General features: G+C 43.9%; 11 protein-coding genes. 8 read left to right on the forward strand and 3 right to left on the reverse strand.

The genetic code is table 11. The annotated features are described in order from the left end of the window. Nucleotides 1-13 precede the first annotated feature (13 nt). Nucleotides 14-580: a 5-oxoprolinase subunit C family protein gene (locus tag MA03_RS00670; RefSeq protein WP_191118610.1), complete on the reverse strand. Its 567-nt coding sequence runs from the start codon at nucleotides 578-580 to the stop codon at nucleotides 14-16. Nucleotides 581-669: 89 nt separating this feature from the next. Further along, nucleotides 670-1,818, reverse strand: coding sequence for a glycosyltransferase (locus tag MA03_RS00675; protein ID WP_191118611.1), 1,149 nt, complete (start codon nucleotides 1,816-1,818; stop codon nucleotides 670-672). A 128-nt stretch (nucleotides 1,819-1,946) separates the two neighbouring features. On the opposite strand from MA03_RS00675, the gene MA03_RS00680 reads away from it, so the two are divergent. The 8 genes from MA03_RS00680 (at nucleotide 1,947) to MA03_RS00715 (ending at nucleotide 9,776) form a co-directional block, all read left to right on the forward strand. Then, on the forward strand, nucleotides 1,947-2,177 hold the full coding sequence (locus MA03_RS00680; RefSeq protein WP_052883430.1) for a hypothetical protein: 231 nt from the start codon (nucleotides 1,947-1,949) through the stop codon (nucleotides 2,175-2,177). Beyond that, complete coding sequence (locus MA03_RS00685) at nucleotides 2,164-2,619, forward strand: methylated-DNA--[protein]-cysteine S-methyltransferase (RefSeq protein WP_052883431.1); 456 nt, start codon at nucleotides 2,164-2,166, stop codon at nucleotides 2,617-2,619. The genes MA03_RS00680 and MA03_RS00685 overlap by 14 nt, the downstream gene beginning before the upstream one ends. Before the next feature lie 134 nt (nucleotides 2,620-2,753). Beyond that, nucleotides 2,754-4,898 (forward strand): ABC transporter substrate-binding protein, encoded by a 2,145-nt coding sequence (locus tag MA03_RS00690; RefSeq protein WP_052883432.1) that lies wholly within the window; start codon nucleotides 2,754-2,756, stop codon nucleotides 4,896-4,898. A 34-nt stretch (nucleotides 4,899-4,932) separates the two neighbouring features. Further along, nucleotides 4,933-5,991 carry an ABC transporter permease gene (locus tag MA03_RS00695; protein ID WP_052883433.1) on the forward strand — a complete coding sequence of 353 codons (1,059 nt, stop codon included), beginning with the start codon at nucleotides 4,933-4,935 and terminating at the stop codon, nucleotides 5,989-5,991. Between the two features lie 13 nt (nucleotides 5,992-6,004). After that, the gene (locus MA03_RS00700) at nucleotides 6,005-7,111 is read left to right on the forward strand and encodes an ABC transporter permease (RefSeq protein WP_052883434.1); all 1,107 of its coding nucleotides are present in this window, start codon (nucleotides 6,005-6,007) and stop codon (nucleotides 7,109-7,111) included. Continuing rightward, nucleotides 7,108-8,109, forward strand: a complete 1,002-nt coding sequence (locus MA03_RS00705; protein ID WP_052883435.1) for an ABC transporter ATP-binding protein — start codon at nucleotides 7,108-7,110, stop codon at nucleotides 8,107-8,109. Before MA03_RS00700 ends, MA03_RS00705 begins: the two co-directional genes overlap by 4 nt. A gap of 6 nt (nucleotides 8,110-8,115) precedes the next feature. Next, on the forward strand, nucleotides 8,116-9,078 hold the full coding sequence (locus tag MA03_RS00710; RefSeq protein ID WP_052883436.1) for an ABC transporter ATP-binding protein: 963 nt from the start codon (nucleotides 8,116-8,118) through the stop codon (nucleotides 9,076-9,078). Between the two features lie 62 nt (nucleotides 9,079-9,140). Next, on the forward strand, nucleotides 9,141-9,776 hold the full coding sequence (locus tag MA03_RS00715; RefSeq protein ID WP_052883437.1) for a hypothetical protein: 636 nt from the start codon (nucleotides 9,141-9,143) through the stop codon (nucleotides 9,774-9,776). Here the strand turns inward: MA03_RS00715 and MA03_RS00720 are convergent. After that, nucleotides 9,757-11,103: a hypothetical protein gene (locus tag MA03_RS00720; protein ID WP_191118613.1), complete on the reverse strand. Its 1,347-nt coding sequence runs from the start codon at nucleotides 11,101-11,103 to the stop codon at nucleotides 9,757-9,759. The genes MA03_RS00715 and MA03_RS00720 overlap by 20 nt on opposite strands. Nucleotides 11,104-11,129: the final 26 nt, after the last annotated feature.

The raw sequence follows: 11,129 nt of genomic DNA on the forward strand, positions 1-11,129 counted from the left end.
CACCTGGAAGGCTCTAGGAAAGCTCTAAGACCCACACCTCAAACTCTCCGCCACCAACGCGAACCTTTACTTGTTCAGCGCCCTTCCTAACCGCCTCCAAAACCATTCCCAGGTGTCTTTGAATCCTAGCGACTGCCTCGAGCCAGTCTCCATTAGCAAAGCGAAGCGTGGATGGAACCCTTAGCGCTCTTAGATCGCTTTCATTAATGCCGTTCAACTGTTCTAGGGGGTAAGCTTCTCCGCTTTTCAAAACCTGTTTTCTTCTAATGCTTCCCCTTAACCCGCGAACCGAGATATATGCCCTTCCCGTAGTTTTCAAAGTTACCCTCTCTTTAGCAAAGTAGGCTGCCCAGGGCTCGACTCTCCTACCGTCGACATATACCTCTGAATCCCCCGCGAAAGCGACGAGCGTTTTAGAGTCAAACTCTAGTTCAAGCTCCCCAGTTTTTACCTCGAAGGCGGGTCCCGTTAAACTGTTAAGGGCAAGTGCATTGGAAACCGCATGTGCAAATTTGTCATGGGAAGCCAAGGGATTCGGTGAAATGAATGCACCCAGGGCTCTCTGTACTACGATCATCATACAATCTCACACCGCTTGGTCTTTGCTACATATTGTACGGTATTTAAGCTTTGCCGATTAGGCATTCAACAATCGACGAAGTTTCCTTTTTAGACTACCCAGTCCTGCAGGTCTTTTCGGCCCAGGACAACGACCCTTATAAGGCCTGCTAGAAGAATGGTAAACCATAGAGGTTGGTAAACAAGAAAGTAGACTGGATAAAGGTATACATAGGACTTCATGCCGACGTATTTGGATGCTATGTAATGCCACAGCGTGAAGAAGCCTAGTGTTACCATGAGAGGAATAAGATACACGACCTGTAAGTTCACCGAAATCAGGGTTGCAAAGGGTATTACTTGGCTAACAAGTGATGACATGTAGAGCAGGAGAAGGTAGAACCCCTTCAGGATGGTATAATTATAAAGGAAGAAGGGAAGTACACTAGAGACGATCGATGGCAGGGAAAGTATGAGTCCAGGAATTATCACGTGAGGCATTTTAACTAACGCCTCAAAACCCACCTTATAGTATTTCTCTAGCCAATCCGCTACGCCCACAGCCCACCTCTTCCGCTGTTTGAACCATTTCCTAAGAGATTCCGGAGGGTAATTTAAAACATATGTTGTCTCGATGTATCCGTATCTATGCCCCCTAAGAAAGCTCCTAATGGCAAGGTCAAAATCTTCCGAGATAATGGGTCTAAAAAGACCTAACTCCTCAAGCGCTTTGCGTTTGATGGCAAAGGCAGCCCCATTAACAGCAACTGTTCTCTGAGCAAGACGTGCCATAAGCTTACTAGCAAAATTCACTGCAGTATACTCGATGTAAATCATCTTACCTAGTAGGTTCTCTGCAACAATTACCTTCCTTATATCAGCGATATCATAGTTCCTCATCTCTTCCACGACTCTCTCAACAAAGAAGGGGTCGGCGATCTCAACATCATCGTCTAAAAATATGAGAATTTCGCCAGCAGACACTTTGATAGCCTTGTTTAATGCGTTAACCTTTCCCATTCTTTCTGAGTTTAAAATAAATTTAACATTTGAACTCTTTAACCGAGACACTTCTTTAACTATACTCTCTGAAGGTTCATCTATCGCAACAACTACCTCGAGTCTGGGATAATTATTGCTAAGCAAGTCCCTAACAAGTTTTACGAGCCTATCGCTTCCCCGAAACGAAGGTATTATTACACTTACGGGAAGAATCTCCTTAAAAACAGACTCCTCGACCACGACCTCCCTAGCAGACACATCCAATCCAAACTTACCCTCAATAAATCCTTTTTTATGTGGCTCTTGAGCAATGATCGATAGCACACCCTACTTATGATGTTAGTTATTTAAGACGACTATCACTACAATCTGGGCATGCATCCCCGATGACTAACCCCTTTAATCTAGAAATACTTTCCAGGTTAATCCTAGATTTAGCTAGAAGGGATATATACAATAATGTTGGACGCGTCTTCATAAAAGATCTCCTCGATCAAGGATATACACGTGAAGAAATAACCGCAGCTATAACCAAGCTCAAGTCTCAGTATAAAATCGTCGTTATAGGAGAGTTAATAAAGGTGTATTTCTCCAGAGACAGCAATGTTCGAGTATAAGTGCATGCAGACCCCCATTGGCGAGCTCTGCTTCTTGTTAAAAGGCCACATGGTTCATGCTCTTCACAAGAGTGGAGTAGTTAATCCCCCGAAGAACGCTGAAGCAGGCACACATGCCTCACTCCTCGAAGAGGAGCTCCACGAATACTTCCAGGGTATAAGAAGATCGTTCAGTTTCAAACCAGTTGTTACGGGGTCCACGGTCAGGATTAGAGTGCTGCAAGAAGTAATGAGAATTCCCTATGGAAGGTTAACCACGTACAAGGCTATTGCTGAAAAAGCTTCAACGACTCCCAGGGTTGTTGCTAGCGTTCTCAGAAGTAATCATGTATTGCTACTTATACCTTGCCACAGGGTAATATCTTCCACAGGAGACATTGGCGGCTACGTACTTGGAAGAGAAACGAAGAAATACCTCTTAATGCTCGAGAAAGCTCTATAAGTGAGTTTCTGTATTTATGCCATTCTATCAACTTTACATCCGTCAAAAATCTTTTTCAACTATTTCTCAAGACATGTCATAAATTCATTATTTCTAAGTAAAACTTTATATATTTGCTTTCAGCTTGGCCCTCTGTGTCTGAGAATAAAACAGCGAAGAAGGCACGCCTTGTTCTTGCAATCGTTGTAGCGTTTCTTGTGGTCGCATCATTAATTTTCTACCTCTCAACGCAAAAGCAAGCTCCTACAGGTGCAGTGACAACGGCTAAGCCTTTCCACAAACAGATTCTCTACATAATTGTGAACGATGAAGGAACAAGGATAAACATGTATAAGACAGGCGTTTTCGATATAGCAGTCGTAACCCCCTCACGATGGCCAGACGTTAACAATACCAAGGTTGGCTCCTTCTACCTACATCTAGTTCGACGTCCAGACAAACCTCAACTGACAATACAATACATAGGGCTCAATCCAATGAAAGAACCACTCAATATCCCTGAAGTTCGACAGGCTTTGGCCTATGCAACACCTTACGATGTTATTTTAAAACAAGTTTTCGGTGGTCTGTACACAAGACTTTATACCATCATCCCTAAGGGGATGTTAGGTTACACGGAGTTCGGTATAAACAAATATGAATATGACATGAACAAGGCTCAGCAGATAATAAGCAGCTTGAAAGCTAAAGGCTTTGATCCCTCAAAATATGTTATAACGATAACTTACAACGAAGGTAACACCGCCCGCCAGCAAATTGCAACTCTACTCCAACAATCGTGGAGCCAGCTAGGCTTCAAGGTTACTGTAGAAAGCTATTCATGGCCTAAGTACCTGGACTTAACTGATCATTTTGAACATCAGGTAATGCTTCTAGGATGGATTCCCGATTACATGGATCCAGACGATTATTTGATGCCTTTCGTATGGGGAGGAGCAGAGTTCAAGGATCTAGAATATCACGCCAATGTCCCTCCTGCAAATGTGGGTAATTACTTATCCTCGGTAAATATGACGATTGAAACCGAGAAATACATTGTAGTGGTAGGAGAGAAGGGAACCGGAGCCAAGTACACTGGTCCAACAAATAAGCCTATAATAACTGTGGGATATGTAGTCGACTGGGATACCACAAACTCTAACTGGCAAAACCCTGTTAATATGGTCACTCTGGGAACAGGTGGCCTTAAAGACGTGGCTCTTAGCGCATTATGCAAAGTGGCACAAAGGATACTTGAGGAAAATGTCAGAGAGGCTGTAATACAGGCTGCTGTAATCTACTTTAACAGGCAATCCACACTCCTTATCATAGGTCAGCAGATCACCGGGGAAAACTATGGCTCTTGGGTTCACGACATGTATTATCCTTTAGCCACATTCGCCCGATACGACTTAGTTTGGGAGGATCCTAATGCTCCTGTCGCTGATACAGGTGTTCAGAACATACAAAACAATCCTGAGACAATGGTCATCGGCGACATTGGCTGGCCTGACACCTTTGACCCAGCTAAATCCTATGAAAGCTTCGGCTGGGAGATCTTCTGGCAAGTCTATGGGAAGCTAGTTACAACATGGAAAGAGGATACAGAACCGATACCAGAGTTATCAGTGGCTTGGGCTTTCAGCAAGGATCTAACTGATCTATACTTCGTCGTTAGGGGTAACGTTAAAGCTTATGATCCCTGGAATAACAAAACTTATCCAATATCGGCGGTGGACGCCTTATTCAGTGCCTGGAGGGCTGTTAGGCTCAACTTACCAGGTGGACCACAATGGATGATCGACAGCTACATAGATGTTAATGCCTCATCAGTCCTCACGGAGAACGAGCTAGATAGTATAGCTAAAAGCCAAGGATTAGTAACAATGTATAAGGGTAAATCAGCGGAAATTCATAGCTTAAATGAGCTTCTAAGCTTCTTCGGCTACACAGGTCCAACCTCTGGAGTCGTTAAATTCAAATTGAGGGCCCCCTATGTACCTATACTTCAGATTTTCGTCACAGGTGTAGGGTCTGTCATACCAATGCAATACGCGCTAGGAAATCAGTATCAGGCAGCTTTAGCCGACTCCAACAATGGACGGAACCCTTCCGCTTGGGCTAAGTACGTTGGTGTCGGTGAAAACGACGCTACCTTTAAGCTTCTTTCTACGAAACCCGTATCCACAGGTCCCTATTACGTGGCAGACTATAAAGAGGATAGTTACATCCTTCTCAAATATAATCCGTACTATTGGAACACTACACTCTGGCAACAGTTATACGGTTTCAAGCCGTAAAAAAGAAAAATATTTTTTTCCTGGTGTATACGGGATGGGCTTAGGCACTTATCTGGTCAGAAGGTTAATAACGTTTCTTCCCAGCGTAATAGGTGCTCTCCTCATAACATACCTCATAGCATACGTTATTCCAACGGATCCTGTCAGAGCATGGGTAGGTGAAAAACTAATGGATCCATCAACTCTCGAAAAGCTCAAAAAAGATTACAAGTTTGATGCCCCATGGTATGAACAGTTTGCCTTCTTGGTTGAAAAACTACTAACAGGGTCTTTAATTGACCCTGTACGAGGTACTCCTGTAGTCTTGCAAGTAGCTCAGAGGTTTCCCATCACAGTTGAACTAGCAATATTCGGAATGTTTTTCACAGTACTCATCGGTATTCCTCTCGGCATAATAGCGGCCGCGAAGAAAGACAGCTTCATCGACTTCTTCGTACGAATATTTGCTCTGCTAGGAAGCTCCATTCCAGCCTTTGTTCTCTACTATTTCTTAATTCTCGTATTTTATGTGTATATTAGGGCGTCCCTCCTAGCAGGCGTCCCTACTCTCTCACCTGGATGCGTAGCTACACTTGAAAATATCAGAAATACTATTCCAATCCTCGGATACTTGATATGGGCAGTGGGGCAAGTTCCTCTATTCGGAGGAATCATATGCCTCGATTTTAGTGTAGTCGCCAATACAGTTTCCAGGATGTGGTTACCTGGCTTAGCCTTAGGGTTGCTCTCAGGAGGATTCATAGCAAGAATAGTCAGGAATAGCTTGCTCGATGCGTTAGCCTCAGAGACCATACTCTTCGCAAAGGCTAGAGGTTTAACAAGTAACCGTATATGGCGTCACGCCTTAAAGAACGCTTTTGCTCCCATAGTTACTATTCTTGGACTGGACTTTGCAGGGCTTTTAACGGGAGCTATTATTGCTGAAACCGTTTTTAACATTCCGGGAATGGGTCTCTACATGTATCAGGGTATAACAAGGTTGAATTTTCCAATAATAATTGCTGGTACATTCATGTTCTCAATTATCTATATAGTAATGAATTTCCTGGTTGACTTGATTTATGCACTGATAGACCCAAGAGTTAGATACTGATAGGGTGGTGAATGTGAATATTTTTTACAGGCTTGGAAGCTGGATTGTGGATACGTATGCTGAATTAAGAGATAAGCTTGAACCGGGTTGGCTTGCTAAGAATAAATCTAAGCTTGTCGAGACAAAGCTCTCCATATACGTTTTTACTTCCTCGAAAATCGGTCTAACTGGTCTTATCCTAGTAATGGTTACGCTATTCCTAGCCATCTTCGGTCCCTTTATTGCTTGGGAGCCTTACAACGTCTACCCTATACTTCTAAGGCCCGATCTAGCTGGAAAACTACCCCATCCACCCTGCTGGAGTAACTGTGAGGGGCTTCCCTGGGCTGGAACAGACCACTATGGACGTGACATTTTAAGCCTTGTAATAAGGGGTTTCAGAATATCACTCGTAATGAGTATTATAATTGTCTTCACAAGCGCGATTATAGGGATACTATTAGGTCTTCTTTCCGGCTACTCGGGCGGGATTGTAGATGAGGTAATAATGAGGTTTACTGACATGATGCTTGCATTTCCAGGCTTGATTCTAGCTATTGCCTTCAGCTTAACGCTTAGATTATCCCTTAGAGATTTCATGATGTCGAATCCATCTTTTACACAAATAGTAGCCTCTATTTTTGCTCTGGATCCCACGGATGCGCCTAATCTAGCGAATCTACTCTCGGTTTTTCTAGCTCTCATACTCGTCTGGTGGCCGCCCTACGCTAGAGTGGTGAGAGGATCCGTACTAACGATAAAGGAGCAAGGTTTCATAGAAGCGGCCAAAGCTTTGGGCCTCTCGACAAGGAAGATCCTCTTCCGTCACTTGCTCCCAAATATAATGTCTCCCCTGTTAGTGATGATAACCTTTGACTTTGCGACCGCTACGTTAAGCTCTGCAGCCTTATCTTTCCTTGGATTAGGTCCCCAACCACCTGTACCCGATTTAGGTCTAATAATTTCCCAGGCAGGGCAATACTTTCCCGAACGCAGTTGGTGGATCGTCGTAGAGGCTGGAACAGCACTGCTTTTAATATCACTAGGCTGGAACCTTGTTGGCGATGCTCTTCGAGATGTTTTCGATCCTAAGACTAGACGTTCTATAGAATTGAAATCCAAGATAGTGGTGAGAGAATGAGCTTGGAGCTAAAGGAGAATCAGATACTAGCAGCTCGCGACGTCAACGTCAGATTTTATACATATGCAGGTGTAGTTCATGCAGTATCCGACGCCTATTTAGACATTTTTGAAAGGGAAACCGTTGCTCTCGTGGGAGAAACTGGGAGCGGCAAGACAGTATTTACTCGGGCACTAACTCGTCTCATCGAGCCTCCTGGGAGGATTGAGTCCGGAAGAATATACTTCAGAAGAAGGAATGGGAGCGTAGTCGAACTATTGAAACTAACCGAGAGCGAGTTACGTGACGTTAGGGGAAACGAAATCTCGTACGTTTTCCAGGATCCCTCGAGTGCGCTTGACCCCCTCTACACAGCTGGTGAACACATAGTCGAAACAATCCTTGAACATAGGGCTGTTTCAAAGGATGAAGCTTGGAATGAAGCTATTCAGCTCTTACAGGATGTTATGATTCCAAATCCAGAGGTTCGTGTTAAAAGTTACCCGCATGAGCTCAGTGGGGGTCTAAGACAAAGGGTTGTAATAGCCACCGCAATTTCCAACAAGCCAAGACTACTAATTGCTGACGAACCAACGACAAATCTCGACGTGACAGTGCAGGCCCAGATTCTAGATCTCCTAAGAGAACTTAGAAACAAATATGGGATGAGTCTCCTGCTTATCACACATAACCTGGGCATTGTTGCTGAAATAGCTGATAGAGTCTATGTAATGTATGGGGGCAGAATCGCTGAGACAGCTGACGTATATACTTTATTCGAGTCACCCCAACATCCATACACACAGCTTCTCTTAAAATGTGTCCCTAACCCGTTAAAGAAAGTTGAAAAGCTTGAGTCGATTCCAGGAACAGTTCCAAATCTCATAGATGTGAAACCTGGCTGTCCCTTTGCGCCTAGATGCCCTTTCGCAATGGAAATCTGCCGTACTCAGAACCCCCCCAAAGTAGAACTGGGAAAAGGACACTTTGTCCACTGCTGGTTATACTCGAAGAGGTGAAAAAGCATGACGGACTTAATAAAAGTGGAAAACGTTAAGAAATACTTCCGCGTGAGAGGCTCACTTTTTAAGACACTCAAAGCGGTAGATGATGTTAGTTTCTCAATAAAGGAAGGAGAGACACTAGGCTTGGTTGGCGAAAGTGGCTGTGGCAAATCAACACTCGGAAGAGTAATAATAAGACTCATCGAGCCTACCAGCGGTCATATATTTTTCAGGAGCAAAGACATAACTTCTCTGAAAGGTGAAGAGCTTAAAAGATTCAGAAAAGAAGCCCAAATAGTCTTCCAAGATCCCAATACCTCTCTTAATCCCAGACTAACAATACTGGAGACTCTTACCGAACCTCTATACGAACACGGTATACATTTATCTGACCCTGAAGAATTTATAACGCAGCGACTTAACGAGGTCGGTCTAGGAAGAGAACACTTGTACCGCTATCCCCACGAGCTTAGCGGTGGCCAAAGACAGCGAGTAGCTATTCTTAGGGCACTTCTCCTAGATCCATCTTTTGTTGTTTTAGACGAGCCTACATCCTCCCTTGATGTCTCTGTTCAAGCTCAGATCCTCAATATACTGAAGGGTATACAAGCCGAGAAGAAGATAACTTATCTTTTCATCTCTCACGACATGGGAGTTATTAAGTATATGAGCCATAGAATAGCGGTAATGTATTTAGGAAACATCGTAGAAGTAGCTTCCTCCGAGGAACTCTTCGAGCAACCTCTTCACCCATATACGAAATACCTTTTAAGTGCCATCCCAATCCCTGATCCAAAATATACCCGTCTCAGAAAACGTCTAGAGATCGGTGGCGAGCCACCATCTCCGATAGACCTGCCATCTGGATGCAGGTTCCACACAAGATGTCCGTTTAGTATGGAGAAGTGCAAAAAGGTTTCTCCACCGTTAATAGAGGTCGAGCCAGGTCATTACGTTAAATGTTGGCTTTACGTGAAGAGCTAATGAGCTTAGCACTCGTTAATTTTTCAGTGTTATAAGATAGCTACATGGGGTGTAAATGGAAAATGAAATACATTTATTGTTCGGAAAAAGCATTACGCAAGCTTCACGATAAGATTTTTCTCTGGTATCCATATGCTTCCTTCCAGGGAAAGAACACTTCATTTTACCTTCTCGTGGACTGTGTGATATCTAGCCTTCTTGAAGATAGAAACCTTCGGATACTCCTCTCAAGAGTTGTATCAGCCAGTATAATCTCCGATGCGAATCAACTCCCAATCCCGGCCGGAAAAATAGATCACCCAAACTGTACACAGGAAATCATAAATAGTTTTATTCGAGAAAAAGATATATCATCGGGGGAAATGCCTCCGGTAAGCTTTGATTTAACGGATTATCTTGCAGCAAGGGCTCTAGGAGTACCTTCAGCTCTCAGAAAAATCGATGAAACTTTTAGAGCCTATGCGTCCAAAACTCTTAATCTCATAGGGCTTTTAGAAAATCTCAAATTTCAAGAGCTCGAGTTCAAGGGCAAGCTTCACCAGCTTCTAGCCCTCGGAAAAAAAGGTAGTGAGGCATATCTTGTTGAAGGAGAAAAAATTACAAGGTATAGGCTTCTCGAGAAAGCACTAAAGGAGAATAAACATATTTCTCAACTCATATTCACGAAAGCCCAACCTCTCAATCACGCTTTAAAATAGAACCTCGCAAGGCATAATAGATTACTAGCAAGAAGACAATAAACACAGGCAACAACAGTACGAGAGGCACATTTCTCTCTAGTATTCTTCGAAGAGCAAGTCCAGGATCAAATTCTCTTTTAAAAGCTTTCCTCTCTATTTTAACCGTAGAAGTACTAACTGACACCTGTGAAACTTTAGGGTCGGTCTCTACCACCTGTATTTTGGGACAGGGCCGCTCCTTAACTACGCCTCTAAGCAATCTCCACCCATAGATGGATTTTGAGTAATAGCTAAGCTCACTTGTATCATCCAAGAATAACGTCGAGTTGATACTGGGACCGCTGAGCTGATAGTTTACTGCAACGTCTCCCTTAAGGCTCCCAGCTATTATACCGCCCGGGTAGTATAAAAAGAAATGCTTTCCTCCTATGTCTCCCGTCAAGTCGAGACTTGGCTCACTGCGCACTATTTCAAGCCTGCTCTCGTTGAAGATCCAGCCCTCGATCTCGTCTTCGACAAGCAGGAATGGATCTTTCCTCCCTTCCTCAAAAACACCTGAACCAACAATATACACTCGACCAGTATCAGGATCCACATATACCCTTTTAAGGTAAGTCTCTCCCAGGCTTAAATAGCCTCTCAACCACAAAATACCGCCAATACGCGACACTCTAAGCAGGAAGCCCTGGGTTCCCTCACCCCCCATGGTATAGCCTACGATTACGTAATCCCCGTTACGTGTGACTCCAACATCCTCTCCGCTGTCTATCCCGGCCCCTCCAATACTCCAGCTATCAACTAAAGTCAAGTCGTCCCTTACTTTTAAGAGAAGAACGTCGCCCTGAGAAACATTATAAGCCCACGTCTCCCCTAAAACCATAATATTCTCGCCGTCGAATATCAACCGCTTCGCAATGTCCGGATAATCAACACTACCATAGCATCTCAACCCCAGGAGCCTTCCTTCCAGGTTAAAGCGTGCTACAAGTACATCTAGATCCCCTCTCGGAGTCTGTGCAAAATATCCTGCAACCATAATAGCCCCATCATGATATGTGGCGTCAGATAGGAAAATATCAGTAGAACCTTTCAGACGAAAACTTTTGGTTTTGTCCTTGTCGTGATATAAGACAAGCCCCTCTACACCTTCACCAGGGCTCCCACCATACCCGCTTAGTATAAAGCTTCCATTAATTTCTCTTGAAGATAGAATCATACCTCTAGAAACCCACTGGTAAAGAAGCCCTCCTTCCGGGGAAAGAAGTAAAACGCTCGGAAGAGGGCTCAAAGCCGAACCCGTAAAACCTCCAACGGCGATATACTGGCCCGATATAGCTCCGCTCAAACTATTAAAAGGTGAAGGACTGTTTG

The organism is Thermofilum uzonense (genome assembly GCF_000993805.1).
Classification (GTDB): Archaea; Thermoproteota; Thermoprotei; order Thermofilales; family Thermofilaceae; genus Thermofilum; species Thermofilum uzonense.